This is a genomic window from Variovorax ginsengisoli (genome assembly GCF_030486595.1).
In the GTDB taxonomy this organism is placed as follows: domain Bacteria; phylum Pseudomonadota; class Gammaproteobacteria; order Burkholderiales; family Burkholderiaceae_C; genus Variovorax; species Variovorax ginsengisoli_B.
Genome location: NZ_JAUJZH010000004.1, coordinates 152,850 through 178,143 on the forward strand (window position 1 = coordinate 152,850; position 25,294 = coordinate 178,143).

Genomic DNA, 25,294 nt, shown 5'->3' on the forward strand with positions numbered 1-25,294 from the left:
CGGGAGCCATCGGCGGCGTGCCGGCGGCGGTGGGCTTCGATAAAAACAAAAAATGCGCAGCCGCCGTGAAGCAGGCTGCGCCGGGCGCTGTCGCCTTAGATGCGACGGCGCTTCTGCGGACGGCAGCCGTTGTGCGGCACCGGGGTCACGTCGGCGATGGAGTTGATCCGGATGCCGAGCGCAGCCAGGGCGCGCACCGACGATTCGCGACCGGGGCCCGGGCCCTTGATCTCCACGTCGAGGTTCTTGATGCCTTGCTCGACCGCAGCGCGGCCGGCGACTTCGGAAGCGACCTGCGCAGCGAACGGAGTCGACTTGCGCGAGCCCTTGAAGCCCTGACCACCCGACGATGCCCACGACAGGGCGTTGCCCTGGCGGTCGGTGATCGTGATGATCGTGTTGTTGAACGAGGCGTGCACGTGTGCAATGCCGTCCGCAACGTTCTTGCGGACCTTCTTGCGAACGCGTTGCGCCGCGTTGTTGGCGGGAGCTTTAGCCATGGTCTATCCTTATTTCTTCAGGGACTGCGCTGCCTTGCGCGGACCCTTGCGGGTGCGGGCATTGGTGCGCGTGCGCTGGCCGCGCATCGGCAGGCCGCGACGGTGACGGAAGCCGCGATAGCAGCCGATGTCCATCAAGCGCTTGATGTTCATCGTCGTCTCGCGACGCAGGTCACCTTCGATGGTGAAGAGAGCGATCTGGTCGCGGATCTTCTCGAGATCGGCGTCGGTCAGATCCTTGATCTTCTTCGCATAGTCGATGCCGCTCGCTTCGCAGATCTTGCGTGCGCGAGTGCGACCGATGCCGAAAATGGCGGTCAGGCCGATTTCAGCGTGCTTGTGCGGCGGAATGTTGATGCCAGCAATACGTGCCATGTGCGTCCTCTAAATCTCTAACAATCAACCCTGGCGCTGCTTGTGGCGCGGGTCGGTACAGATCACACGCACCACACCCTTGCGGCGGATGATCTTGCAATTACGGCAGATGGTTTTGACCGAAGCCGAAACTCTCATTTCATTCTCCTAAAACTCTTGTTCAACTCGGCGAACCATTCGCCTGAAAATTCGTTGCGCTCAAAGACCCGTGACTACGATGTCTTGAAGTTGGCTTTCTTCAGCAGCGACTCGTACTGCTGCGACATCATGTAGTTCTGCACCTGGGCCATGAAGTCCATCGTCACGACCACGATGATCAGCAAGGACGTGCCGCCGAAATAGAACGGCACGTTGTACTTGAGGATCAGGAACTCCGGCAGCAGGCAGACGAAGGTGATGTACACCGCGCCGGCCAACGTCAGTCGAACCAGGATCTTGTCGATATAGCGTGCGGTCTGGTCACCCGGGCGGATACCCGGAATGAACGCACCGCTCTTCTTCAGGTTGTCGGCGGTTTCGCGGCTGTTGAACACCAGCGCCGTGTAGAAGAAGCAGAAGAACACGATCGCGGTGGCGTACAGCAGCACGTAGATCGGTTGACCCGGCTGCAGCGCGCTCGCGATGTCCTTGATCCAGCGCATGCTCTCGCCGGTGCTGAACCAGCCCACCACCGTGGTCGGCAGCAGGATGATCGACGAAGCGAAGATCGGCGGGATCACGCCGGCCATGTTCAGCTTCAGCGGCAGGTGCGACGACTGGCCGCCGTAGACCTTGTTGCCGACCTGGCGCCGCGCATAGTTCACGAGGATCTTGCGCTGGCCGCGTTCGACGAACACCACGAAGTAGGTCACCAGGACCACCACCGCGATGATGAAGAGCGCAACGATCGGGTTCATCGCACCGGTGGTCACCAGCGAAGCCAGACCGCCGATGGCGTTCGGAAGCCCCGCCGCGATACCCGCGAAGATCAGGATCGAGATGCCGTTGCCCAGGCCACGCTCGGTGATCTGCTCGCCGAGCCACATCAGGAACATCGAGCCGGCCGTGAGGCTGACCATGGCCGTGATACGGAAGCCGAAACCGGGTGCGATGACCAGGCCGGCCGAGGACTCGAGCGCGACAGCGATGCTGAAGGACTGGAACAGGGCCAGTGCCAGGGCACCGTAGCGGGTGTACTGCGTGATCTTGCGCCGGCCGGCTTCGCCTTCCTTCTTCAGCTGCTCGAAGGTCGGCACCACGTAGGTCATCAGTTGCATGATGATCGACGCGGAGATGTACGGCATGATGCCCAACGCGAACACGGTGAAGCGCGACAGCGCACCGCCCGAGAACATGTTGAACAGGCTCAGGATGCCGCCCTGCTGACCTTGGAACAGCTGCGCCAGTTGGTCCGGGTTGATGCCCGGCACCGGAATGTGAGCTCCGATGCGATAGACCACGAGCGCGAGCAGCAAAAAGACGAGCCGGCGACGGAGGTCACCGAACTTGCCTGTTTTTGCGAGCGTTGCCGCGTTGGTTGCCACGAAGAACTTCTTTCAGTCCAGGGTGTTCAGGCGATGCTGCCGCCGGCGGCTTCGATCGCGGCCTTGGCGCCCGCGGTCGCACCGATGCCCGTCAGCTTGACGGCCTTGGTCAGTTCGCCGGTCTTGATGACCTTGACGACCTTGGCGATCTGGCCCACGAGACCGGCTTGCTTCAGTGCCAGCAGGTCCACTTCGGCCAGGCCGAGCTGCTCGAGAGCGGTCAGCGTGACTTCAGCGTTGTACTTGAGCAGTTGCGACTTGAAGCCGCGCTTCGGCAGACGGCGCTGCAGAGGCATTTGACCGCCTTCGAAGCCCACCTTGTGGAAACCGCCCGCACGCGACTTCTGACCCTTGTGACCGCGGCCTGCGGTCTTGCCGATGCCCGAGCCGATGCCGCGACCGACACGGCGCTTTGCATGCTTGGCGCCGTCGGCCGGCTTGATGCCATTGAGTTCCATATGCGTCTCTCTCGGTGCCGGTTAGAGCACTTTGACCAGATAACTGATCTTGTTGATCATGCCGCGCACTGCGGGCGTGTCCTGCAGCTCGCTCACGCTGTTGAGCTTGCGCAGGCCCAGGCCGCGCACGGTGGCGCGATGCGATTCCTTGGTGCCGATCGGGCTCTTGACCAATTGCACCTTGACGGTTTGTTGTTGCGTCATGTTGCTGCTCCTCAGGCGAAGAGTTCTTCGACGGTCAGGCCGCGCTTGGCAGCGACTTCTGACGCGGTCGTCGAGTTCTTCAGGCCGTCCAGGGTGGCGCGGACCATGTTGTAGGGGTTCGACGAACCATGGCTCTTGGCCACGATGTCGGTGATGCCCATGACTTCGAACACGGCGCGCATCGGGCCGCCGGCGATGATGCCGGTACCCTTGGGAGCCGGGATCATGACCACCGAGGCGGCGCCGTGGTGGCCCGTCACGCGGTGATGCAGCGTGCCGTTCTTGATCGAAATCTTGGCCAGGTTGCGACGGGCTTCTTCCATTGCCTTCTGCACTGCAGCGGGCACTTCCTTGGACTTGCCCTTGCCCATGCCGACGCGGCCGTCGCCGTCACCGACCACGGTGAGTGCTGCGAAACCGAGGATACGACCACCCTTCACCACCTTGGTGACGCGGTTGATCGCGATCATCTTCTCGCGCAGACCGTCCTCGGGGCCTTCGTTCTGCGTTCTTGCCTGAATCTTTGCCATTTTGAATCTCGTGTCCGGTTAGAACTGCAGGCCGGCTTCGCGGGCCGCTTCGGCCAGCGCCTTGACGCGGCCGTGGTAGGCGAAACCTGCGCGGTCGAAGGCGACCTTCTCGACGCCGGCTGCCTTCGCCTTTTCAGCGATGCGCTTGCCGATGGCGGTGGCCGCGGCTGCGGTGGCACCCTTGCCCGATGCGCCCAGTGCGGTGCGCATTTCGGCTTCGGCCGTCGATGCGCTGGCAATCACCTTGGAGCCGTCGTCGGAGATGACGGTGGCGTAGATGTGCAGGTTGGTGCGGTTCACCGTCAGGCGCGCCACGCCTTGCGTCGCAATGCGGATGCGGGTCTGGCGCGAGCGGCGAAGGCGCTGTGCTTTTTTGGTCAACATCATTTTGCTGCCCCTTACTTCTTCTTGGTCTCTTTGATCGTGATCTTCTCGTCCGCGTAGCGGATGCCCTTGCCCTTGTAGGGCTCTGGCGGACGAATGGCACGGATCTCAGCGGCGACCTGGCCGACGCGCTGGCGGTCGGCACCCTTGATGATGATTTCGGTCGGGGTCGGCGTTGCCACCGTGATGCCTTGCGGCATGTCCTTGTTGACCGGGTGCGAGTAACCGACCTGCAGGTTCAGCTTGGAACCTTGCGCCGCGGCCTTGAAGCCCACGCCGACCAGGTTGAGCTTCTTCTCGAAGCCCTTGGTCACGCCGACCACCATGTTGTTCACCAGCTGGCGGATCGTGCCGCTCAGCGCATTCGCTTCACGCGAATCGTTGGCGGGCTCGAAGCTCAGCTTGCCGTCGTTGTTGGCGACTTTCACCAGGGCGTTGCGGGCCAGGCTGAGCGAACCGCCCGAACCCTTGACGCTGATCTGGTCTTCCTTGATCGACACATCCACGCCTGCGGGGATGGCGACCGGCATTTTTCCTACTCGGGACATTTCAGTGACTCCTCGATGTCTCGGTCAGGCGACGTAGCACAGGACTTCGCCACCGACACCGGTAGCGCGCGCCTTGCGGTCGGTCATCACGCCCTGGGGGGTCGTGACGATGGCGACGCCGAGGCCGTTCTGGACTTGCGGAATGGCTTGCGCTGCCTTGTAGACGCGCAGGCCGGGACGGCTCACACGCTCGATGCGCTCGATGACCGGACGGCCAGCGTAGTACTTCAGCGTGATGACGAGTTCGGACTTGCCGGCTTCGGTCTTGACCTGGAAGCCGTCGATGTAGCCTTCGTCCTTCAGGACTTGCGCGATCGCGGTCTTCACCTTGGAAGACGGGACCGACACAGTGGGCTTCGCCACCATCTGCGCGTTACGGATACGCGTCAGCAGGTCGGCAATGGGATCACTCATGCTCATGTTGTTTGCTCCTGCCTGGCTTACCAGCTGGCCTTGGTGACACCGGGGATGTCGCCGTTGAATGCCAGTTCGCGGATCTTGGCGCGGCCCAGACCGAATTGACGGAAGGTGCCACGCGGACGACCGGTGATTTCGCAACGGTTGCGCTGGCGCGTGGGGTTCGCGTTGCGCGGCAGCTTCTGCAGGCCCAGGCGGGCAGCAGCGCGCTCTTCGTCGCTCTTCTTGAAGTCGTTGGCGATCGCCTTGAGTTCGGCGTGCTTCGCGGCGTACTTGGCGACCAGGTTGTCGCGCTTGAGTTCGCGTTGGATCAAAGATGCTTTAGCCACAGGTCGCCTCAGTTCTTGAACGGGAAACGGAAGCCAGCGAGAAGCGCCTTGGCTTCTTCGTCGGTCTTGGCCGTCGTCGTGATGCTGATATTGAGACCGCGCAGGGCATCGACCTTGTCGTATTCGATCTCGGGGAAAATGATCTGCTCTTTGACGCCGATGTTGTAGTTGCCGCGGCCGTCGAAGGCACGACCCGAAATACCACGGAAGTCACGCACGCGCGGCAGGGCCACGGTCACGAAACGATCGAGGAATTCGTACATCTGGACGCCGCGCAGCGTGACCATGCAGCCGATCGGCTGGTTCTCGCGGATCTTGAAACCGGCGATGGCCTTCTTCGACTTGGTGACCACGGGCTTCTGGCCGGCGATCTTGGTGAGGTCGGCAACGGCGTTGTCGAGCACCTTCTTGTCGGCGACTGCTTCACCCACGCCCATGTTGAGCGTGATCTTGGTCAGGCGCGGGACCTGCATCGGCGAGGTGTAGCCGAACTTTTCGGTCAGGTCTTTCGCGACTTTTTCGCGATAGTGTTGTTGGAGGCGTGCCATGTGAGTGCTCCTTAGGCCAGCTTGATTTCTTCGCCGCTGGACTTGAAGACGCGCACGCGCTTGCCGTCCGTGACCTTGATGCCCACGCGATCGGCCTTGCCGGTCGCGGCATTGAAGATCGCCACGTTGGATTGATGAATCGGCATGGCCTTCTCGACGATGCCACCGGTCGTACCCTTGAGGGGGTTCGGCTTGGTGTGCTTCTTGACGAGGTTGATGCCTTCGATGATCAGATGGGAATCATCCTTGCGCAGCGACACAGTGCCGCGCTTGCCCTTGTCGCGCCCGGCCAACACGATGACCTGGTCGCCTTTGCGAATCTTGTTCATGGCGTTGTTGTCCTTACAGAACTTCGGGTGCCAGCGACACGATCTTCATGAACTTCTCGGTGCGCAGTTCGCGCGTGACCGGTCCGAAGATGCGGGTGCCGATGGGCTCCAGCTTGGCGTTGAGCAGCACGGCGGCATTGCCGTCGAACTTGACGAGCGAACCGTCGGCGCGACGGATGCCCTTGGCGGTGCGAACCACCACTGCACTGTAGATCTCGCCCTTCTTGACGCGACCGCGAGGAGCAGCTTCCTTGATGCTGACCTTGATGACGTCGCCCACGCTGGCATAACGCCGCTTGGAACCGCCGAGCACCTTGATACACAGGACGGATTTCGCGCCCGTGTTGTCGGCCACATCGAGCCGAGATTCTGTTTGGATCATGTCGTGATATTCCCAACTTGTACCGTTTGCTGGCTCGGACAATCCCGAATGGCAGCGCTGCGGTCAGTCTTGGGCCCGTCGTCCACACACCGAAACCACTCCGGCGCGCTTCCATTGGGCTGAAACTTGAAACTGCAAAATTTGCAGAAACACTCGTCGCCCCTAAAGTTGATCCTTTAAAAGCGAAGCCCGCGATTGTTGCATAGTCTTGGCAGGACGTCAACACCCCCGTTCGACGAGGACGCGAGCCCGTAGACTCGCGGCGTGCCAGCCCGACCTTCGACGCCCTTTTCCCGCCGCCGCCTGCTGCTGGCCGCGGTCGCCGCCGGCCTGGCGGCCTGCCGCAGCGGGGTGGCCCAACCGCCTGCCGCCCGAGAGGGCCAGGCACTGCGGCTGCTGGCCGAGGCGCGCTGGCCCCACCGCATGGACTACCAGGGCAGCACCGTCGGCGGGCTGTCCGGCATCGACCACGACCGGGCAACGGGCGAATTCCTGCTCCTCAGCGACGACCGGTCCGATCTCGCGCCGGCACGTTTCTATAGTGCGCACTGGGACGTGGACGGGCGCCTGCCGCCGGAGGCCACCGGCGTCACATGGCTGCGACAGGCTGACGGCAGCCCCTGGCCCGCTCGCCGCGCCGCCAGCCCCGGCATCCCGGTGGTCGACCCCGAAGCCATCCGCTGGCGGCCGGACACCGGAACGCTGCTCTGGACCAGCGAAGGCGACGTCTCCCGCGGCTTCGGCCCCGCGCTCTACGAGTCGCGGCGCGACGGGACGCTGGTGCGGGAGATCGCGCTGCCCCCGATGTTCGCGGCCGACCGCAGCAACCAGCGCGGCCCCCGGGACAACCTGAGCCTGGAGGGCCTGGGCCTGACGCCGGACGGCCGCCACGCCTGGGTGGCGATGGAGAACGCGCTGCGCCAGGACGGCCCGCCGCCCACGCTGCGCGCGCCCGGCGGCCCCTGCCGCTTCACCGGGATCGATCTGGCGAGCGGGCAGGCCGCGCGCCAGATCGCCTACCTGCCCGACCCGATCCCGCTGCGCCCCCTGCTGCCGGGCACGCACGCCGACAACGGCGTGAGCGAGGTGCTGATGATCGACGCCCACCGGATGCTGGTGCTGGAGCGCGCCTACGCGGTCGGGGCCGGCAATTCGCTGCGGCTCTACGAGATCGATACCCGCGACGCCAGCGACACCCTGGCCCTCGACGCGCTGACCGCCGACAATCTCCGTCCGGTGCCGAAGAAACTGGTGGCGGACTTCGCCGCGCTCGGGCTTTCACGGCTGGACAACACCGAGGGCCTCTGCTGGGGCCCCGATCTGCCCGGCGGCCGCCGGATGCTGGTGGCGGTGAGCGACGACAATTTCAACCCTCTGCAGGTCACCCAGTTCGCAGCCTTCGAATTCACGGACAAGTCATGAACATCGCAGTCACCTTCCTGCCCCGCCAGGAGCCGACCCCCCTGCCCCCGATCGCCTTCATCGGCGGCGGCAACATGGCCAGCGCGATCATCGCCGGGCTGATCCGGCAGGACACGCCGGCCAGTACTTTCGAGGTGGTCGAACCCTTCGCCGAGGCCCGCGAGCGACTGGCGCGCGACTTCGGCATCGTCGCCCAGGCCGAGGCCGGCGCGGCCCTGGCGCGCTGCGAGCTCGTGGTCTGGGCGGTCAAGCCGCAGAGCTTCGCCGAGGCCGCCAAGCCGGTCCGCGGCCTGGCACCCGACGCCGTGCACCTGAGCGTCGCCGCCGGCATCCCCTCCGACAGCATCGCGCGCTGGCTCGGCACCGAGCGCGTGGTGCGCGCCATGCCCAACACGCCGGCCCTGGTGGGCCAGGGCATGACCGGGCTGTTCGCTCGCGAAGCCGTCGACGCGGCGGGCCGAAAGCGGGTCGAGCAGGTGCTGGGCGCCACCGGCGAACTGCTCTGGGTCGCCGCCGAGGAGGCGCTCGACGCGGTCACCGCGATCTCCGGCTCCGGGCCGGCCTACGTGTTCTATTTCATCGAGGCCCTGACCGAGGTCGGCATCGAGCTGGGCCTGACACCGGAGCAGGCCCACCAGCTCGCGGTCGGCACCTTCTCGGGCGCCACGGCGCTGGCCGCCAGCGCCAGCGAACCGCCCGCGGTGCTGCGCGAGCGCGTGACCTCCAAGGGCGGCACCACCTACGCGGCGATCACATCGATGGAAAACGCCGACGTGGCCGGCAAGATCAAGGCCGCCGCCCGTGCCGCGCACCAGCGCGCCCAAGAGCTGGGCGCGGAGTTCGGCAAGGGCTGAGCCCGATTCAAGGCAGGGCGTAGCCCGCCACCACGCCGACGAACACGGTGAAGCCCAGCCAGTGGTTGAGGCGGAAGGCCTTGAAGCAGCCTTCGCGCGTCCGGTCGCGGATCAGGCGCCAGTGCCAGAGCGCCTGCGCCGCCGCCGCGGCGATCGCCAGGTAGAACACCGGGCCCAGTCCCATGCCGGCGCCGATCGCGGTCCAGACCACCAGGAACGTGAGGTAGCAGGCCATCACGATCGGGACGTCGAAGCGCCCGAAAGTGATCGCCGAGGTCTTCATGCCGATCAGCAGGTCGTCGTCGCGGTCGACCATCGCGTACTCGGTGTCGTAGGCCAGCACCCAGAACAGGTTGCCCGCAAGCAGCCACCAGGCCAGCGCCGGCACCTCGCCCCGGACCGCGGAGAAGGCCATCGGGATGCCGAAACTGAAGGCGATGCCCAGCACCGCCTGCGGAATCGAGACGAAGCGCTTGGCGTAGGGATAGGCCAGCGTCACGGCCAGCGCCACGAAGGACCACAGCACCGTCGGCTGGTTGGTGGTGAGCACCAGCGCGAAGGCACACAGCGCCAACGCCGCGCCCAGCGCCAGCGCCTCCTTGACCGAGATCGCGCCGCTCGTGACCGGCCGCTGCGCGGTGCGCTTGACGTGGCGGTCGAAGTCGCGGTCGGCGACGTCGTTGATGCAGCAGCCCGCGCTGCGCATCAGGAAGGTGCCGAGGACGAAGACCACCAGCAGGTGCCATCCGGGCCAGCCGCCACCGGCGAACCACAGCGCGCCGAGGGTGGGCCAGAGCAGCAGCAGCCAGCCGGCCGGGCGGTTCCAGCGGATCAGGTCCAGGTAGAGCGCGAGGCGTGTGCGGCGGGGCTCGGGCATGGGCGTCGAGACGGCCGGCCCGGCGTCCTGCCCGGGCCCGGCCAAGGCATCATTCTTCAAGGAGCGAACGCAGCATCCAGGCTGTCTGGTCGTGCACGGTGCAGCGGGCGGTCAGCATGTCGGCGGTCGGATCGTCGCCCGCTTCCTCGGCCACGGGAATGAACTCGCGCGCGATCCGCGACACGGTCTCGTGGCCCTTGACCAGGATCCGCACCATCTCCATGGCCTTGGGCGGCGTCTGCGGCACGTCGGGCACGGTGGCGATCTTGCTGAACTCCGCATAGGAGCCCGGCGCGTAGTGGCCCAGCGCGCGGATGCGCTCGGCGATCACGTCGGTCGAGCCCCACAGCTCGGTGTACTGGGTCATGAACATCGCGTGCAGCGAGTTGAAATGCGGACCGGTCACGTTCCAGTGGAAGTTGTGGGTCGTCAGGTACAGCGTGTAGGTGTCGGCCAGCACGCGGCTCAGGCCCTCGGCGATGGCTGCGCGGTCCTGGCGGTCGATGCCGATGTTGATGATCGGCGCATTGCGGCTGCCCGATTCCTCGGCGACCTTGACGCCGCCTTTCTTCGGCACCTTGCCGGCGGAGGATGCCGGTGCAGGGGTGGCGGGCGACTTCGGCTTCTTGACGACTTTGGCCATGGCGACGGGTCTTTCTAGAGGAAGGTTGACGGCAGGAGGAACGGAGCCAAGCGGGGGCCGCTTCGCAACAGCCGCACTCTATCTCAGGACAAGCGCTTGACGCCCGGCAACTCGCAGGCATAGATCGCGTTGCGCAGCGCCGCGATCGCCTCGTAGCGGGTGAAGCTGCGCCGCCAGGCCAGCACCACGCGGCGCGTCGGCGGCTCGCCGCCGTGGGTGTCGCGCACCGGCAGGTAGCGCACGATCTGCTCGGGCTCCTTGCGGCCCTTGCCGCGCGGCTTGAGCGCCTCGGCCGGCACCGACAGCCGCGGCACCAGCGTCACGCCCATGCCCGAGGCCACCATGTGCTTGATGGTCTCGAGCGAGGAACCCTCGAAGCTCTTGCGGATGCCCTCGGCATTGCTCGAGAAGCGCGCGAACTCGGGGCAGACCTCGAGCACATGGTCGCGGAAGCAATGGCCGGTGCCGAGCAGCAGCATGGTTTCCTTCTTGAGCTCGTCGGAGCTCACCGACTCGCGCTCGGCCAACGGATGGTGCGCCGGCAGGGCAGCCATGAAGGGCTCGTCGTAGAGCGCGGCCATCGCGAGACCGGTGTCGGGAAAGGGCTCGGCCATGATCGCGCAGTCGATCTCGCCGGCGCGCAGCATCTCGAGCAGCTTGGCCGTGAAGTTCTCCTGCAGCACCAGCGGCATCTGCGGCGTGCGAGCGATGTTCTGGCGCACCAGGTCGGGCAGCAGGTAGGGGCCGATGGTGTAGATCACGCCGAGGTTCAGCGGACCGGACAGCGGGTCCTTGCCGCGCTTGGCGATCTCCTTGATGCTCGCCGCCTGGTCGAGCACGCTCTGCGCCTGCTGCACGATCTGCTCGCCCAGCGGCGTGACCGTGACTTCGCCGGCGCTGCGCTCGAACAGCTTGAGCTCGAGCTCGTCCTCGAGCTTCTTGATGGCGACCGACAGCGTGGGCTGCGAGACGTAGCAGGCCTCGGCCGCCTTGCCGAAATGCCGCTCGCGGGCGACCGCAACGATGTATTTGAGTTCGGTGAGGGTCATAGTCTGCGTCAATTATGCGCAAGGGGCGCATCGCCTGCGCCATCGGCCGGCGCAGGCCGTCAGGCTTTCAGGTATTCGGCCTTGCTGCCGAGCCAGCGGTCGACGTGCTTTTCGGCCAGCGCCGGGTCCCGGTCGAGCATCTGCGGCGCCAGTTCGCGGGCCCAGTCGAGCAGCATGACATCGGTCGTGAGGTCGGCGAAGCGCAGCAGCGGCGCGCCCGACTGGCGGGCGCCGAGGAACTCGCCCGGACCGCGGATCTCGAGGTCGCGGCGGGCGATCTCGAAGCCATCGGCGGTCTCGGCCATCGCCTTGAGCCGGGCGCGCGCGGCCTCGCCGACCCGGCCGCCCTCGTTCGGCGCATAGAGCAGCACGCAGGCCGAGGCAGCGGCGCCGCGCCCCACCCGGCCGCGCAGCTGGTGCAGCTGCGAGAGCCCGAAGCGCTCGGCGTGCTCGATGACCATGAGCGAGGCGTTGGGCACGTCGACCCCGACCTCGATCACCGTGGTGCTGACCAGCACCTGCAGCCGGTTGGCCGTGAAGCTCTCCATCACCGCCTGCTTCTCGGCGATGGGCATGCGCGAATGCAGCAGGCCGACGCCGACCTTCTCGCCGAGCGCGCCGGCCAGTTCGTCGCGCGTCTCGGTGGCGTTGCGCAGGTCGACCGCCTCGCTCTCCTCGATCAGCGGGCAGACCCAGTAGACCTGCCGGCCCTGCTCGAGCTGGGCCTGGATGCGGTCGATGACCTCGTCGCGGCGGTGCTCGGCCACCAGCTTGGTGACGATCGGCGTGCGGCCCGGCGGCAGCTCGTCGAGCGTGGAGACGTCGAGGTCGGCGTAGTAGCTCATGGCCAGCGTGCGCGGAATCGGCGTCGCGCTCATCATCAGCAGATGCGGCTCGAGGTCGCCGACCGCCTTGCCGCGCAGGGCCAGCCGCTGGGCCACGCCGAAGCGGTGCTGCTCGTCGATGATCGCCAGCGCGAGCTTGCTGAAATGCACCTTCTCCGAAATGACGGCATGGGTGCCGATCACCAGCGCCGCCTCGCCGCTCTCGACCGCGGCCGACATCTGGTCGCGCTCTTTCTTTTTCTGGCTGCCGGTGAGCCATGCCACGCGCAGGCCGCGCTCGGCCAGCAGCGGATCGAGCCAGCCGACCAGCTTGCCGAAGTGCTGGGCCGCCAGGATCTCGGTCGGCGCCATCAGCGCGCACTGGTGGCCGGCATCGATGCAGCGCGCCGCCGCCAGCGCCGCCACCACGGTCTTGCCGGAACCGACGTCGCCCTGCAGCAGCCGGTGCATCGGCAGCGCGCGCCCGAGGTCGCGGGTGATCTCGACGCCGACCCGCTGCTGCGCCCCGGTGAGGGCGAAGGGCAAGGCGGCCAGCAGTTCCGTGTGCAGGGAGGCGCCCGAAGCGGCCGCATCGAGCACCGGCGCGCGCTGCGCCGCCCGGGCCCGCCGCGCCTGCAGCTGCGAGAGCTGCTGGGCCAGCAGCTCGTCGGCCTTCAGCCGCTGCCAGGCCGGATGGCTGTGGTCCTCGAGCGTGGCCATCGGCACGTCCGGCGCCGGGTAGTGCAGGAAGTCGAGCGCGCGGCGCAGCTCCCAGGCGCCATGCGGCGCGGCGCCCGCGGGCAGGGTCTCGTCGAGCACGGCCCGCGCCAGGCCGGCGCGCACCTCGCGCCGCAGCACCGGCTGGGCCAGGCCGGCGATGGTCGAATAGACCGGCGTCAGCGCCTCGGGCAGCGCGGTGCCGGCGGCCTTGACGGCCGGGTGCATCATCTGGCGCCCGAGGAAGCCGCCGCGCACCTCGCCGCGCACCCGCACCCGGGCGCCGACCGCCAGCTGCTTCTGCTGCGACGGGTAGAAATTGAAGAAGCGCAGCTGGCAGGTGTCGCTGCCGTCGTCGACGGTCACGATCAGCTGCCGACGGGGGCGAAACACGACCTCGCTGTCGGTCACCACCGCCTCGATCTGCGCGCTCTCCCCGTCGCGCACGTCGGCCAGCCGGACGATCCGGGTCTCGTCCTCGTAGCGCATCGGCAGGTAGAGGGCGAAGTCGATGTCGCGCACCAGGCCGAGCTTGCGCAGCGCCCGCTGCACCACGCTCAGGCCGGTGCCGGGCGCGGGCGCGGCGGCGGGCTTTGGGGGTGGAGGCGACTTGGGCAGGGCGGACATGGGACAATTCTGCCCGGCTCCTCGCCGCCCTCCTTTTCCCCATGCCTCCTTGGCACGGGCCCGTCCGGCCCTCAAGCACCATGCGCGCCTTCACGCTTTCCGATTTCGATTTCGACCTGCCGCCCGAACTGGTGGCCCAGCATCCCGCCAGCGAACGCAGCGCCTCGCGCCTGCTCGACGGCACCGGCGCGCCGGCCGTCGACCGCATCTTCAACCAGTTGCCCTCGCTGCTGCGCGCCGGCGACCTGCTGGTGTTCAACGACACCCGCGTCGTCAAGGCGCGCCTGTTCGGCGAGAAGCCCACCGGCGGCAAGCTCGAGCTGCTGGTGGAGCGCGTGCTGCAGGGCGCCGAGGTGGTGGCCCACATGAAGGTCAGCAAGAAGCCGCCGGTCGGCACCACGCTGGCGATGGCGGGCGGCTTCGCGGCCACCTTGCTGGGCCGCTGGCCCGAGGAGGACGGCGCGCTGTTCCGCTTCCGCTTCGACAGCCCCGCGGGCGAAGACCCCTACGCGCTGATGGCGCGCTGCGGCCACGTGCCGCTGCCGCCCTACATCACCCACACCGACTCGGCCGACGACGAGAGCCGCTACCAGACGGTGTTCGCGCGCGTGCCCGGCGCGGTCGCGGCACCCACCGCGGCGCTGCACTTCGACGCCGCGCTGCTGGCTGCGCTGGAGGCGCGCGGCGTGCAGCGCGCCAACGTCACGCTGCATGTGGGCGCCGGCACCTTCCAGCCGGTCAAGACCGAGGACATCGCCCAGCACCAGATGCATGCCGAGCGCTACGAGGTGCCCGAGGCAACGCAGCGGGCGATCGCCGAGTGCAAGGCGCGCGGCGGCCGCGTGGTCGCGGTCGGCACCACCACCGTGCGCACGCTCGAGTCGTGGGCGAAGAGCGGCGAGGCCGCGGGCGACACCCGGATCTTCATCACGCCGGGCTTCGCCTTCGCGCACGTCGACCTGCTGGTCACCAACTTCCACCTGCCCAAGAGCACGCTGATGATGCTGGTCAGCGCCTTCGCCGGCTACGAGCGCGTGATGGCGCTGTACGCCCACGCGATCCGCGAGAACTACCGCTTCTTCAGCTACGGCGACGCGATGCTGCTCGCAAGAACCCCTACTGCACCATGCTGAACTTCGAACTCCTCGCCACCGACCCGACCAGCCACGCGCGCCGCGGCACCCTCACGCTCAATCACGGCGTGGTGCAGACGCCGATCTTCATGCCGGTCGGCACCTACGGCACCGTCAAGGGCGTGATGCCGCGCAGCCTGCACGAGATGGGCGCCCAGATCATTCTCGGCAACACCTTCCATCTCTGGATGCGGCCCGGCCTCGACGTCATGGCGGCCTTCGGCGGCCTGCACCAGTTCGAGAAGTGGGACAAGCCGATCCTCACCGACTCGGGCGGCTTCCAGGTCTGGTCGCTGGGCGCGATGCGCAAGATCAGCGAGGAAGGCGTCCGCTTCGCATCGCCGGTCAACGGCGACCGCCTGTTCCTCACGCCCGAGGTCTCGATGCAGATCCAGACCATCCTGAACAGCGACATCGTGATGCAGTTCGACGAATGCACGCCCTACGACGTCGACGGCCACGTCACGACCGAGGCCGAAGCGCGCAAGTCGATGGAACTCAGCCTGCGCTGGGCCAGGCGCTGCCAGTCCGAATTCGCGCGGCTCGACAACCCCAACGCCCTGTTCGGCATCGTCCAGGGCGGCATGTTCGAGAACCTGCGCGAGGAATCGCTGGCGCAGCTGGTCGAGATGGACTTCCCTGGCTATGCGATCGGCGGCGTCAGCGTCGGCGAGCCCAAGGACGAGATGCTGCGGATCATGGCGCACACGCCGCACAAGCTGCCGGCCCACAAGCCGCGCTACCTGATGGGTGTCGGCACGCCCGAGGACCTGGTCGAAGGCGTGGCGCAGGGCGTCGACATGTTCGATTGCGTGATGCCGACGCGCAACGCGCGCAACGGCACGCTGTTCTCGCGCTATGGCGACCTGAAGATGCGCAACGCCCGCCACAAGAGCGATCCGCAGCCGATCGACGCCAGCTGCACCTGCCATGCCTGCGCCGGAGCCTCCGGCGTGCCGTGGGAGGCCGGCGGCCGCGACGGCTTCAGCCGCGCCTACCTGCACCATCTCGACCGCTGCGGCGAGATGCTGGGCCCGATGCTGACCACCATCCACAACCTGCACTACTACCTGAACCTGATGCGTGAGATCCGCGAGGCGCTCGATGCCGGCACCTTTGCCGAATTCCGCGTCCGCTTCAAGGCGGACCGGGCGCGCGGGATCTAGGCCCGCCGGATTTACGCGCGGCGCAGGGTCCACGACCCCGACAAGGTCTGGCCCGGCGCCAGCACCGCGCCGCCGATCTCCCGCGGCCCATGCCGCCCCGCCAGGTTGATCGCGTCGGTGCACTGGCTCACAGGCTCGGCGCAGAAGTGGTCGCCGCCGCGCGGGCAATAGAGAACGAAGAAGTCCAGCGGCGCATCGGCCGCCAGCTCCAGCACGCGCCCGGCATCGGGCCACTCGATGCGGGTCTCGCGCTGCCAGCCCGTGAAGTTGTTGTCGAGATCCAGTTCCGACAGCAGCACGCCCTCGCGCAGCCGCGCGACCTCGGCGCCGGCTTCGAGCGACACCGGCATGACCTCGGCGTCGGCCCGCCACATGGCCGCGGTATCGGCCCGCAGCCGCGTGCCGCGACGGTGCGGGAAGTACGGGTGGTGGCCGATGCCGGCGGGCATCGGCGCCGAATCCCGGTTGGTCAAGGCCACCGTGCAGCGCAGCCCCGTGGAATCGAGCTCGAACAGCTGCGAGGCCTCGAAGTCCCAGGGCCATTGCCCGTCGGCCTCGCGGGCCAGCCCGAGGCGTGCCCGCGCCGGACCCGCCTCGGCCACCTGCCAGGGCCGCAGCCAGCCCAATCCGTGCAGCGCATGCTTGCCCGACGGCCGCGCCGGGTGGCCGGCGGCCAGGGCGATCTCGCGGCCGCCGAAATGCGCCCGGCTGTCGCGGATCCGGTTGCACCACGGCAGCAACGGGAAGCTGCCCATCGCGAAGGGATCGCCGCGCGCCAGGTCTTCGGGCGTGGCCGGCCGCAGCCAGTCGAGCCGCTCGTCGCCGTGCTGCTCGTGCAGCGCCGCGATGGCACCGCCGACGCGCGGCGCCAGCCGCAGCCGCATCGCGCCGGCGGCCAGTTCGACCAGGCCCGCGGGGCTGGCTGCGCCTGTCTGCTCGTCACTCATTCGAAGGCACCTCGTCAAGCGTTGCGGACGCCGGCTATTTTCGGCCACGCGGGTGGCGGGCGACACGCGAGGAGGTCAGAATTTGCCCATGACCACATCGACTTCCCCGGCCCCATCGGCCATCTACCCTTCGCTGGCCGGACGCACCGTCTTCATTTCCGGCGGTGCCTCCGGCATCGGCGAGGGCCTGGTGCGCGCCTTCCATGCGCAGGGCGCCCGGGTCGGCTTCTGCGACCTCGACGTCGCGGCCGGCACGGCGCTGGCGCAGCAGCTCGGCGGCGGCAACGCGCCGCTGTTCCTCGAATGCGACGTCACCGACGTGGCCGCGCTCGCGGCCGCCATCGGGGCGGTGCGCGCGCGCTTCGGCCCGATCCGGGTGCTGCTGAACAACGCCGCCAACGACCGCCGGCACCAGATGGCCGACGTCACGAGCGAGGATTTCGACCGCCTGGTGGCGGTCAACTTCAAGCACCAGTTCTTCGCCGCCCAGGCGGTGGCCGACGACATGCGCGCGCTCGGCGGCGGCTCGATCATCAACTTCGGCTCGATCAGCTGGATGATCAAGGGCGCCGGCTATCCGGTCTACCAGGCCTGCAAGTCGGCCGCCCGCGGACTCACGCGCTCGCTGGCGCGCGACCTGGGCAAGGCCAATATCCGCGTCAACACGATCGTGCCGGGCTGGGTCATGACCGAGCGCCAGCTGCGGCTGTGGGTCAAGCCCGAGTCGCACGCCGAGATCGACGCCGCCCAATGCCTGCCCGGCCGCGTGATGGCCGAGGACATCGCCGCCATGGCGCTGTTCCTGGCCGCCGACGATTCGAAGATGTGCAGCGCCCAGGACTACGTGGTGGACGCCGGCTGGACCTGAAGCGGCCCCGGCAGCGCCGTGGCGTCCGGCGCGGCAGAGGTCCCGCAGGCATGGCAGAACTTGGCGAAGGCGCTCTTGCGCGCGTCGCAGGCCCGGCAGTGGTCGAACAGGCCGATGCCGCAGTGCGGGCAGAAATCGATCTCGGTGTTCTTGAGGTCGACCGGACGCTCGCAGCCCGGGCACACGCTCTTGGCCAGCCGAGCCAGCGCGGTGTCGTAGCTCAGCTCGTTGCGGCGCACGGTCTCCGGCTGGGCCTCGGCCAGCTTCTGCCGTGCCAGGTAGCGGTTGAGTGCCAGGATGGCGTAGCGCCCGACCAGCACCGTCACCACGATCCCCACCACATAGCGCACGTAGCCGCCATAGCTTGGCAGGTAAGGCACGAGTTCGACGAAGAAGGCGAACAGCGCGAAGTAGATGAAGCCCCAGACGAAGGGCCACCAGGTGCTCTTGCGCTTCTTCGCGAACAGCCAGCCGGCGACCACCAGCAACGGCAGCGTGAGCGCCAGCCGGTAAAGGAACACCCGCAATTCGACCTTGCGGTTCTCGGCCTCGAGCCGTTTGCGTGCTTCTTCCTCGAGCAGCGCCAGCTGCTGCTGGGCCCGCTGCCGCGACTGCCGGGCGTCGAGCGCGATCTGGCGCTGCGCCACCACGCCGCGCTCTGCCTCGTCCTCCTTCGCCTTCAAGGCGTCGAGCGCCCTGGTGCGGGCGATCAGCTCGGTGTCCTGGTCGGGCTGGGCGGTGGCGCGGCGGGTGGCGAGCCAGTTGCCGAAGGTCTCGCGCGCCGCCCGGCTGGCCTGCTGGGCCGTGACCAGCTTGAGCTCGGCCTGCTCGCGCTCGCGCCCGGCCTGCTGCTCGCTGCGCTCGGCATCGCGCACCGTGGTGCGCAGCGGGTCGGCCGCCGCGCGGTCGATGAAATCATCGAGCTCGATCCGGTGCTCGACCCGGGGCAGGTCGCCGACGATCGTGCTACCGAGCCCGACCAGGAAGCTGGCGAACACAATCGCCACCACCCACAGGCCGCGGCGAAACCACTTTTCGGACAGGCGCAGTGCCTTGCTCATTGCAATCTTCCTCTGTTGACGGGGGGGGTGAAACGGGCCGGCTGATTCTGGACGACGGCCGCCTCCGGCTTGCGCTCCATCGGGAACACGAAGACGCCGGCCGCGATCACGGCGGTGGCCGTCAGCCCTGCCTGCAGCGCCAGCCGCAGCAGGTGCTGCGAGCGCGGCACCCGCTCCCGGTACTCCCGCTCGTAAGGACCGAAATTGGTGCTCTGGCGGCTCACCACGGGCTCCCGCCCGGCGTGATGAGGTGGGTGCAGGCGGCGCAGGCGGCCACCAGGAATGTCAGCAGATACAGCTTCATGGAATTCTTCTCGTCCGCCGTTGAAAGTGGGCGGATCATGGTTCGGCCACCGGACGCCCCGGGTCCACTCCTTCGGTGGTGCCGATACCCTGCGCCGCCGGTATCGCTATTCGATACCAAGCGGCGTCCGGCGGCCGGCCAGCAGGTCGGCGCGCGTGAAAGGCCGCTCGATCCCTGCCAGCCGCACGGCGATTTTCTCGAGCAGGCTCTGGGTCGGCGCCGGCGTGCCGGGCTGCAGGAAGAACAGGGGGGTCGCCAGGCTCAGCAGCACCAGCACCCAGCTCACGCGGGGGTGCGGCATGCGATGCTGCCACCAGAGGAAGGTGGCGCTGACGCCCACGCCGAGCGCGTAGCCGGCGATGACTTCCGACCACGAATGGGCGTCGAGCGCCAGCCGGGTGGCGCCGATGAAGGCGGCGAACAGCCAGCCGAAAACGGCCGCCGCGACCCGCGCGCGGTGCCCACAGCGCGAGACCGCCAGCCAGCAGGCCACGGGCCAGACGCTGGCGGCGATCGCCGTGTGGCCGCTGAAGCCCGTGAAATCGAGCCGGGCGCTGCCGATGCCCCAGCCGAGGAAGGCGATCTTCGACGCGGCGATCAGGCTGCCGCCGAAGCCGAACAGCAGGATCCACAGCCACGCCAGCGGCCGGGTGGGGCTGCGAATTCCGAGCCAGACGCCGATCCAGAGCGAGGCCGGCAGCAGGAAGCCGCTGTCACCGAACCAGGTGATCGCGTGCAGGAGATCGTGCAAATGGGGCATCGGCGGGGCGTCAGGTGCCGAGAAGCACGCTGACGCGCCGCTGAAGGGATTCGGGCTGCACCTCGGCGCGGGGCATCGCGCTGCCGACGCGGAGCCCGACGCGGCTGAAGAGGCCGCGCCGGAACGGCCGCACCATCGCCACCTGCTGGCCGTCGCGCTGCTCGATCCGGCTGAAGTAGGAGCCCCAGAGATTGGTCAGCGCCATCGGCACCACCGGCGTCTCCATGCCTTCGGCGCGCGCCGCCTCGATGATCTTCATCACGCCACCCTTGAAGGGCTGCAGGCTGCCGTCGCGCGTGATCGCACCCTCGGGAAAGATCGCCAGCAGGTCGCCCTCGCGCAGCACCTGCACGGCGTCGGCGAAAGCCTGCTCGTAGGCCGCCGGGTCTTCCTTCTGGGGCGCGATCGGGATCGCCTTGGCGAGCCGGAACAGCCAGCCGAGCACCGGCACGCGGAAGATCCGGTGGTCCATGATGAAGCGGATCGGGCGCGGGCTGGCGGCCATGAGCAGCACCGCATCGATGAAGCTGACGTGGTTGCAGACCAGCACCGCGGCGCCCTCCTCCGGAATGTGCTCCTGGCCCTGGATGTCGAAGCGGTAGACGAAGCGCGACAGCACCCAGGCCACGAAACGCAGCAGGTACTCGGGAACCAGCATGAAGATGTAGAAGGCGACCACGGCGTTGGCGATGCCGGTGAACAGGAAGATCTGCGGGATCGTGAAGCCGGCCTTGAGCAGCGCCCCGGCGATGACCGAGCTGGCGATCATGAAGAGCGCGTTCAGGATGTTGTTCGCCGCGATGATGCGGGCCCGGTGGGTGGGCTGGCTGCGCATCTGGATCAGCGCATACATCGGCACGCTGTAGAGCCCGGCGAACAGCGACAGCAGGCCCAGGTCGGCCATCACGCGCCAGTGCGCCGGCTGGGCCGTGAAGGTGCCCAGCCCCATCTGCGCGGCGGCCGGCAGCCCCCGCGAGGCGAAATACAGGTCGATCGCGAACACACTCATGCCGATCGCGCCGAGCGGCACCAGGCCGATCTCGACCTGGCGGCGGCTGAGCGTCTCGCACAGCAGCGAGCCGGCGCCGATGCCGACCGAGAACACCACCAGCAGCAGCGAGGCCACCTGCTCGTCGCCGTGCAGCACCTCCTTGGCGAAGCTCGGGAACTGGGCCAGGAAGACCGCGCCGAAGAACCACATCCACGAGATGCCCAGCAGCGAGCGGAACACCACCACGTTGCCATGCGCCAGCTTCAGGTTGCGCCAGGTCTCGCTGACCGGGTTCCAGTTGATCTTCAGGCCCGGGTCGGTGGCCGGCGCCGGCGGGATCGCCTGCGCCACCGCGCGGCCGGCCAGCGCCAGCAGCAGGCAGGCCACGGCCACCGTCGCATGGCCGACCTGCGGCAGGGCCACCAGCAGCCCGCCGGCCACCTGGCCGAGCAGGATGGCGACGAAGGTGCCCATCTCGACCATGCCGTTGCCGCCGGTCAATTCGCGCGGCGCCAGCACCTGCGGCAGGTAGGCGAACTTGACCGGGCCGAACAGGGTCGAGTGCAGCCCCATCAGGAAGACGCAGGCGAGCAGCACCCCGGCGTCGGCCCGCAGGAAGCCCCAGGCCGCGATCGCCATGATCGCGATCTCGAGGTTCTTGACGAAGCGGATCATCTTCGTCTTGTCGTGCTTGTCGGTGAGCTGTCCCGCGGTGGCGGAAAACAGCAGGAAAGGCAGGATGAACAGCGCCCCGATCGCCAGCCCGGCCATCGCCGGGGGCATCCAGGCCAGCTGCAGCTGGTAGGTCACCATCACCGTGAAGGCGAACTTGAACAGGTTGTCGTTGGCGGCACCGGCGAACTGGGTCCAGAAAAAGGGCGCGAAGCGCCGCTGCCGCAACAGCGCGAACTGGTTGGCGTGGCCTTCGGGCAGGCGGGTGGAGGCAGCTTCGGTGGTGGGCGTCATGTTTCAGGTGGAGGCGGCGGAGCGCGTTCGCAGGGAAGCGGCGTGCGAATTGTGCCGCAGCGTCCGCCGCCCCATCACCTGCAGGGCGTGCAGCACCGGCAGCGCCGCCAGGGCCGCCGTCAGGTGCTTCAGGCTGTGGCCCGACACCAGGTGCCGGGTGGCCTCGAAGATGGCGTGGTCCGCGAGCTCGAACAGCTTGGCCAGGGCATAGAAGAACACCACCCAGCCGAGCTTGAGGCCGATCGCCCCCGCTACCGGCCGACACAGCGCCAGCGCCAGCACCAGTGCCATGCCGCCGAACTGCACCACGGCCCAAGGCAAGACGTTGCCGTACTTTTGGCAGACCGCCGCCGCCAGCAGCCCGCCCGCGAGCGTGAACCAGGCGGCCGGCCAGCCGGCGCGGGCGCTGACCCGTTCGCAGACCGAGAAGCCGACCAGGCCCGAAAAGGCCACCGCCATGCCGGCGCGGTCCGCGGCCAGCCGCAGGTCGTCGGGCTGCAGGTGATAGAAGGCCGAGCCGAGCGCGGTCAGGATCAGGCCGGCGAAGAACATCCAGGCGCAGTCCAGCGCATTGAAGGGCGGCAGCGCGAGCGCCTGGGGCAGCGGCGCGGCGTCCTGCAGCCGCTCGTGGGCACGGTCCAGCCAATGCAGCCAGCGCAGGCCCCAGATGCCCAGCACCGCGAAAGGCAGGTTGCTCAGCACGTCCATGGCGTTCGGCAGCGTGCGCCAGGACTGGCCATCGGCGAAGGGCGCGCCGCCCAGCGCCGGGGCCGCGACCGAGGGCCCGAGCACCGCGGCGCTGACCAGCAGCATGGCCAGCGCGAGCAGGGAATGTTCACGACGGGTGAGCGACGGCAGGGACGGCAGGGACATGACAGGCTCCGATGGGTGCGCGTGGGAGCTGAATCTAGGTTGTCAACCCACCGGCCGGCATCGAGAATCGATACGGAGCACTTTTTCACCACTTCGGGTATCAATCCGCAATACTTCCTCCGCCCATGAGTACCACTGTCGACCTGGTCAATGCCCTCAAGAACGAGCTCAAGTCCGCCCACATGACCTATGCCGACCTGGCCAAGTCGCTGGACATGGCCGAGTCCAGCGTCAAGCGGATGCTGGCCAAGGGCGACATGCCGCTGACCCGGGTCGACGCCATCTGCCGGGCCCTGAAGATCGACTTCGCCGAACTGGCACGCCGGGTGGCCGACGCCCAGCCGCTGCTCAAGGAACTCACGCTCGAGCAGGAAAAGGCGGTGGTCAAGGACAAGAAGCTGCTGCTGCTGGCGATCTGCGTGCTGAGCCAGTGGACGCTGGAGCAGATCGTCGGCGCCTACCGGATCACCGAGGCCGAGTGCATCGGCCACCTGGCCCAGCTGGACCGCATCGGCATCATCGAGCTGCGGCCGCTGAACCGCTACCGGCTCAAGCTCGCCAAGACCTTTCGCTGGCGGCCGCACGGGCCGGTGATGGACTTCTTCCGCGAGAACGTGGTGCTCGACTACTACCGCGGCGGCTTCGACGGCCCGGCCGAAGGGCTGCTGCTGGTGCACGGATCGATCAGCAAGTCGCTGGCGCCGGCCTTCCTCGACCGGCTCCAGCGGGTGGCGCAGGACTTCGCCCAGCAGCACCAGACCGACCAGAAGCTGTCGCCCAAGGAGCGCGAGGGCTACACGCTGCTGCTGGGCATGCGCAACTGGGAGTTCGAACTGTTCACCCGCCTGCGCCGGGCCTGAAAACACACGAAACCGGTTTCTTCTGTAAGATTCGCCCAGCAGAAAAGCGGACGCATCCGTCCCACCGATGGCGCAATCTCCCATGAACGCTCAGGTGAACCGCCCCCGCAGCGGTTCAGACACTGCCTTATTCGTGATCAATCGCCGACTGGAGAGTCACCACGCCACGTGGTGCACCGAAGGAGCAAACCCGTTGCCGGTCGCAGCGCGGTGAAACTCTCAGGTAACAGAGACAGGGGGAGCGGCATTCTGAACCCCGGGTCTTGCCGCTTGCCACAGTAAGCGCTAACGCCCGCCGTTCATGCCCTCCCACAAGGATTCGGACATGCGCGTGGTTGTACTTGGCGCCGGCTTGCTCGGCGTGACTTCGGCCTATTACCTGCAACAGCTGGGCCACGAAGTGATCGTGGTGGATCGGCACGCAACACCAGCGGCCAAGGCGCGCGGCGTCGCTGCCGCCCGTCCCGGCGCAGCGACTGCGACCGCGCCGCCGAAGCGGCGCGGCAAGAAATTCTCGAAGCTGCGCAGCGGCATCCGCCGCGGCTTCGCCCGGCTGATCGATCGCGCCGTCGGCACGCCGCCGAAGCGCGATCCGCTCGATCACCTGGTGCGTCTGGCCGCCTACAGCCGCAAGAGCGCGCGCGCCCTGGGCGACGAAGCCGGCGTGCCGCACGGCGCGCGCACGGCCGGCCTCATGAACCTGTTCACCGACCCCGAGGCCTTTCGGACCCGGATGGCGAACGCCACCCACTGGTCGGGGCTGGGCTGCGAGGAGCGGCTGCTGTCGGTCGACGAGGCCATCGGCCTGGAACCGGTGCTGGCGGCCATGCGCAGCAAGCTGGTCGGGGCCACCTACGCGCAAGAGGATCCGGCGCGCGACCCGGCCCAGTTCGCCGCCGGCCTGGTCTTCCTGTGCCGCGCCGCCGGGGTGCGCTTCATGACCCGCCACACGGTGGTCGCGCTCAAGGAGCAGGACGGTCGCATCGACCATGTCGAGTTGCTCGATGGCGCCGGCCGGACCATCACCTTGCGCGGCCAGGCCTATGTGCTGGCGCTGGGTGCGGCCAGCGTGCCGCACGCGGAAGAGCTCGGCATCGACATGCCGCTGCGCTTCGTGCGCGAATACATCGTCACGATGCCGATCCTGGATCCCGCCATGGCGCCGCGCATCGCGTTGCGCGACCGCCAGGGCAAGCTGCGCATCGTGCGGATCGAAACCCCGGCCGGCGACCAGCTGCGGGTCCACGCGATCGTGGCGGCCGGACTCGACGAGGAGGCCGAACCCGACTCCGACCGCTTCCAGGCGATCGTGCGCCGCACCGAGATGCTGCTGCCCGGCGTGGCGGACGCGAGCCGGGCCAGCTTCGACACTGCGATGCACGCGGTCAGCACCAACCGGCTGCCGATGATCGGCAAGACCCGGCTGCCCAACCTGTTCCTGAACACCGCGCCCGGCACCCGCACCTGGATCCACGCCTGCGGCGCCGGCAAGTCGATCGCGCGCATCGTCAGCGGCCTGCGGCCCGAACTCGACTTCGCGTTCCGGCGCCCTTAGAATCCGCCCACTGCAGGAGAGCGGGCCCACGGGCCCCACCGAAGGCGCAAACTCCCATAAACGCTCAGGTCGGCCCACGTGATGGGCCTGTACTGCACCAACTGTCAAAGCCGTCTGGAGAGCCATCGCGCCCGCGCGTGATGCACCGAAGGAGCAAACCCGCTGCGGGCGCAGCGGGTGAATCTCTCAGGTACCGAGGACAGGGGGAGCGGCAACTCGGACTTCCGGTCCGGTTGCCTTCGTTCCCGTCGGCAATCCGAACCGTCGCGT

32 protein-coding genes and 3 riboswitches are annotated in these 25,294 nt (G+C 67.9%); of the genes, 7 read left to right on the forward strand and 25 right to left on the reverse strand.

Going from position 1 to position 25,294, the window contains the following annotated elements; translation table 11 throughout:
- Positions 1-95: 95 nt before the first annotated feature.
- From rpsK to rplN, 14 genes are all read right to left on the reverse strand, one after another.
- On the reverse strand, positions 96-500 hold the full coding sequence (rpsK, locus tag QZH52_RS07535; RefSeq protein ID WP_009124825.1) for a 30S ribosomal protein S11: 405 nt from the start codon (positions 498-500) through the stop codon (positions 96-98).
- Positions 501-509: 9 nt separating this feature from the next.
- On the reverse strand, positions 510-875 hold the full coding sequence (rpsM, locus tag QZH52_RS07540) for a 30S ribosomal protein S13 (RefSeq protein ID WP_286371094.1): 366 nt from the start codon (positions 873-875) through the stop codon (positions 510-512).
- 24 nt (positions 876-899) lie between these two features.
- Positions 900-1,013: a 50S ribosomal protein L36 gene (gene rpmJ / locus QZH52_RS07545; RefSeq protein WP_038201958.1), complete on the reverse strand. Its 114-nt coding sequence runs from the start codon at positions 1,011-1,013 to the stop codon at positions 900-902.
- 74 nt (positions 1,014-1,087) lie between these two features.
- A complete protein-coding gene (gene secY / locus QZH52_RS07550) occupies positions 1,088-2,398 on the reverse strand; it encodes a preprotein translocase subunit SecY (protein WP_286506520.1) in 1,311 nt (436 codons plus the stop codon).
- Positions 2,399-2,424: 26 nt separating this feature from the next.
- Positions 2,425-2,856 (reverse strand): 50S ribosomal protein L15, encoded by a 432-nt coding sequence (gene rplO, locus QZH52_RS07555; protein ID WP_286506519.1) that lies wholly within the window; start codon positions 2,854-2,856, stop codon positions 2,425-2,427.
- 21 nt (positions 2,857-2,877) lie between these two features.
- Positions 2,878-3,060 (reverse strand): 50S ribosomal protein L30, encoded by a 183-nt coding sequence (rpmD, locus tag QZH52_RS07560; RefSeq protein WP_286371091.1) that lies wholly within the window; start codon positions 3,058-3,060, stop codon positions 2,878-2,880.
- 11 nt (positions 3,061-3,071) lie between these two features.
- Positions 3,072-3,590 carry a 30S ribosomal protein S5 gene (gene rpsE / locus QZH52_RS07565; RefSeq protein WP_028250822.1) on the reverse strand — a complete coding sequence of 173 codons (519 nt, stop codon included), beginning with the start codon at positions 3,588-3,590 and terminating at the stop codon, positions 3,072-3,074.
- A gap of 18 nt (positions 3,591-3,608) precedes the next feature.
- Entirely contained in the window at positions 3,609-3,974 is a 366-nt protein-coding gene (rplR, locus tag QZH52_RS07570) for a 50S ribosomal protein L18 (RefSeq protein WP_286522277.1), read from the reverse strand.
- A gap of 14 nt (positions 3,975-3,988) precedes the next feature.
- The gene (rplF, locus tag QZH52_RS07575; RefSeq protein ID WP_301806221.1) at positions 3,989-4,522 is read right to left on the reverse strand and encodes a 50S ribosomal protein L6; all 534 of its coding nucleotides are present in this window, start codon (positions 4,520-4,522) and stop codon (positions 3,989-3,991) included.
- Between the two features lie 24 nt (positions 4,523-4,546).
- Complete coding sequence (rpsH, locus tag QZH52_RS07580) at positions 4,547-4,942, reverse strand: 30S ribosomal protein S8 (protein ID WP_286521995.1); 396 nt, start codon at positions 4,940-4,942, stop codon at positions 4,547-4,549.
- 20 nt (positions 4,943-4,962) lie between these two features.
- The gene (gene rpsN / locus QZH52_RS07585; protein ID WP_286371088.1) at positions 4,963-5,268 is read right to left on the reverse strand and encodes a 30S ribosomal protein S14; all 306 of its coding nucleotides are present in this window, start codon (positions 5,266-5,268) and stop codon (positions 4,963-4,965) included.
- Between the two features lie 8 nt (positions 5,269-5,276).
- Positions 5,277-5,816: a 50S ribosomal protein L5 gene (gene rplE, locus QZH52_RS07590; protein WP_028250827.1), complete on the reverse strand. Its 540-nt coding sequence runs from the start codon at positions 5,814-5,816 to the stop codon at positions 5,277-5,279.
- Positions 5,817-5,827: 11 nt separating this feature from the next.
- A complete protein-coding gene (gene rplX, locus QZH52_RS07595; protein WP_286521994.1) occupies positions 5,828-6,145 on the reverse strand; it encodes a 50S ribosomal protein L24 in 318 nt (105 codons plus the stop codon).
- A gap of 13 nt (positions 6,146-6,158) precedes the next feature.
- Positions 6,159-6,527: a 50S ribosomal protein L14 gene (gene rplN, locus QZH52_RS07600; RefSeq protein ID WP_068674584.1), complete on the reverse strand. Its 369-nt coding sequence runs from the start codon at positions 6,525-6,527 to the stop codon at positions 6,159-6,161.
- Positions 6,528-6,791: 264 nt separating this feature from the next.
- Here rplN and QZH52_RS07605 point away from each other — a divergent pair, with 264 nt between their 5' ends.
- Together QZH52_RS07605 and proC are read left to right on the forward strand one after the other, a co-directional pair.
- Positions 6,792-7,949 (forward strand): esterase-like activity of phytase family protein, encoded by a 1,158-nt coding sequence (locus QZH52_RS07605; protein ID WP_366919274.1) that lies wholly within the window; start codon positions 6,792-6,794, stop codon positions 7,947-7,949.
- Positions 7,946-8,803, forward strand: coding sequence for a pyrroline-5-carboxylate reductase (gene proC, locus QZH52_RS07610; protein ID WP_301806240.1), 858 nt, complete (start codon positions 7,946-7,948; stop codon positions 8,801-8,803). The genes QZH52_RS07605 and proC overlap by 4 nt, the downstream gene beginning before the upstream one ends.
- Positions 8,804-8,810: 7 nt before the next feature.
- Here proC and ubiA read toward each other — a convergent pair whose 3' ends face one another.
- From ubiA to recG, 4 genes are all read right to left on the reverse strand, one after another.
- On the reverse strand, positions 8,811-9,680 hold the full coding sequence (ubiA, locus tag QZH52_RS07615) for a 4-hydroxybenzoate octaprenyltransferase (RefSeq protein ID WP_301806734.1): 870 nt from the start codon (positions 9,678-9,680) through the stop codon (positions 8,811-8,813).
- A gap of 49 nt (positions 9,681-9,729) precedes the next feature.
- Entirely contained in the window at positions 9,730-10,323 is a 594-nt protein-coding gene (locus QZH52_RS07620) for a Dps family protein (protein ID WP_286521990.1), read from the reverse strand.
- Between the two features lie 83 nt (positions 10,324-10,406).
- A complete protein-coding gene (locus tag QZH52_RS07625) occupies positions 10,407-11,372 on the reverse strand; it encodes a LysR substrate-binding domain-containing protein (protein ID WP_301806242.1) in 966 nt (321 codons plus the stop codon).
- A gap of 59 nt (positions 11,373-11,431) precedes the next feature.
- Positions 11,432-13,540, reverse strand: coding sequence for an ATP-dependent DNA helicase RecG (recG, locus tag QZH52_RS07630; RefSeq protein ID WP_301806244.1), 2,109 nt, complete (start codon positions 13,538-13,540; stop codon positions 11,432-11,434).
- Positions 13,541-13,620: 80 nt separating this feature from the next.
- On the opposite strand from recG, the gene queA reads away from it, so the two are divergent.
- Together queA and tgt are read left to right on the forward strand one after the other, a co-directional pair.
- Positions 13,621-14,673: a tRNA preQ1(34) S-adenosylmethionine ribosyltransferase-isomerase QueA gene (gene queA / locus QZH52_RS07635; protein WP_301806247.1), complete on the forward strand. Its 1,053-nt coding sequence runs from the start codon at positions 13,621-13,623 to the stop codon at positions 14,671-14,673.
- Entirely contained in the window at positions 14,667-15,839 is a 1,173-nt protein-coding gene (tgt, locus tag QZH52_RS07640) for a tRNA guanosine(34) transglycosylase Tgt (protein WP_301806249.1), read from the forward strand. The genes queA and tgt overlap by 7 nt, the downstream gene beginning before the upstream one ends.
- A gap of 11 nt (positions 15,840-15,850) precedes the next feature.
- Here tgt and QZH52_RS07645 read toward each other — a convergent pair whose 3' ends face one another.
- Positions 15,851-16,786, reverse strand: coding sequence for an aldose 1-epimerase (locus QZH52_RS07645; protein ID WP_301806252.1), 936 nt, complete (start codon positions 16,784-16,786; stop codon positions 15,851-15,853).
- A gap of 88 nt (positions 16,787-16,874) precedes the next feature.
- On the opposite strand from QZH52_RS07645, the gene QZH52_RS07650 reads away from it, so the two are divergent.
- Positions 16,875-17,654 (forward strand): SDR family NAD(P)-dependent oxidoreductase, encoded by a 780-nt coding sequence (locus QZH52_RS07650; RefSeq protein ID WP_301806254.1) that lies wholly within the window; start codon positions 16,875-16,877, stop codon positions 17,652-17,654.
- Here QZH52_RS07650 and QZH52_RS07655 read toward each other — a convergent pair.
- The 6 genes from QZH52_RS07655 to QZH52_RS07680 all read right to left on the reverse strand — a co-directional run bounded on the left by QZH52_RS07655 (position 17,627) and on the right by QZH52_RS07680 (position 22,609).
- Entirely contained in the window at positions 17,627-18,715 is a 1,089-nt protein-coding gene (locus tag QZH52_RS07655) for a serine endopeptidase (protein ID WP_301806258.1), read from the reverse strand. The genes QZH52_RS07650 and QZH52_RS07655 overlap by 28 nt on opposite strands.
- Positions 18,712-18,939 (reverse strand): hypothetical protein, encoded by a 228-nt coding sequence (locus tag QZH52_RS07660; protein WP_301806260.1) that lies wholly within the window; start codon positions 18,937-18,939, stop codon positions 18,712-18,714. Before QZH52_RS07660 ends, QZH52_RS07655 begins: the two co-directional genes overlap by 4 nt.
- Positions 18,936-19,058, reverse strand: a complete 123-nt coding sequence (locus QZH52_RS07665) for a hypothetical protein (protein ID WP_286534350.1) — start codon at positions 19,056-19,058, stop codon at positions 18,936-18,938. Before QZH52_RS07665 ends, QZH52_RS07660 begins: the two co-directional genes overlap by 4 nt.
- A gap of 67 nt (positions 19,059-19,125) precedes the next feature.
- Positions 19,126-19,779, reverse strand: a complete 654-nt coding sequence (locus QZH52_RS07670; protein WP_301806267.1) for a phosphatase PAP2 family protein — start codon at positions 19,777-19,779, stop codon at positions 19,126-19,128.
- Positions 19,780-19,789: 10 nt separating this feature from the next.
- Positions 19,790-21,736 (reverse strand): MFS transporter, encoded by a 1,947-nt coding sequence (locus tag QZH52_RS07675; protein WP_301806270.1) that lies wholly within the window; start codon positions 21,734-21,736, stop codon positions 19,790-19,792.
- A gap of 3 nt (positions 21,737-21,739) precedes the next feature.
- Positions 21,740-22,609 carry a hypothetical protein gene (locus QZH52_RS07680; RefSeq protein ID WP_301806273.1) on the reverse strand — a complete coding sequence of 290 codons (870 nt, stop codon included), beginning with the start codon at positions 22,607-22,609 and terminating at the stop codon, positions 21,740-21,742.
- 125 nt (positions 22,610-22,734) lie between these two features.
- Between QZH52_RS07680 and QZH52_RS07685 the strand changes: the two genes are divergently transcribed.
- Complete coding sequence (locus QZH52_RS07685; protein ID WP_286506498.1) at positions 22,735-23,469, forward strand: helix-turn-helix domain-containing protein; 735 nt, start codon at positions 22,735-22,737, stop codon at positions 23,467-23,469.
- A 138-nt stretch (positions 23,470-23,607) separates the two neighbouring features.
- Positions 23,608-23,715: riboswitch (glycine riboswitch) on the forward strand.
- A 79-nt stretch (positions 23,716-23,794) separates the two neighbouring features.
- Positions 23,795-25,024 (forward strand): FAD-dependent oxidoreductase, encoded by a 1,230-nt coding sequence (locus QZH52_RS07690; RefSeq protein WP_301806276.1) that lies wholly within the window; start codon positions 23,795-23,797, stop codon positions 25,022-25,024.
- Positions 25,025-25,027: 3 nt separating this feature from the next.
- A riboswitch (glycine riboswitch) is annotated at positions 25,028-25,113 on the forward strand.
- Positions 25,114-25,128: 15 nt separating this feature from the next.
- A riboswitch (glycine riboswitch) is annotated at positions 25,129-25,237 on the forward strand.
- The last annotated feature ends 57 nt before the right edge of the window (positions 25,238-25,294 follow it).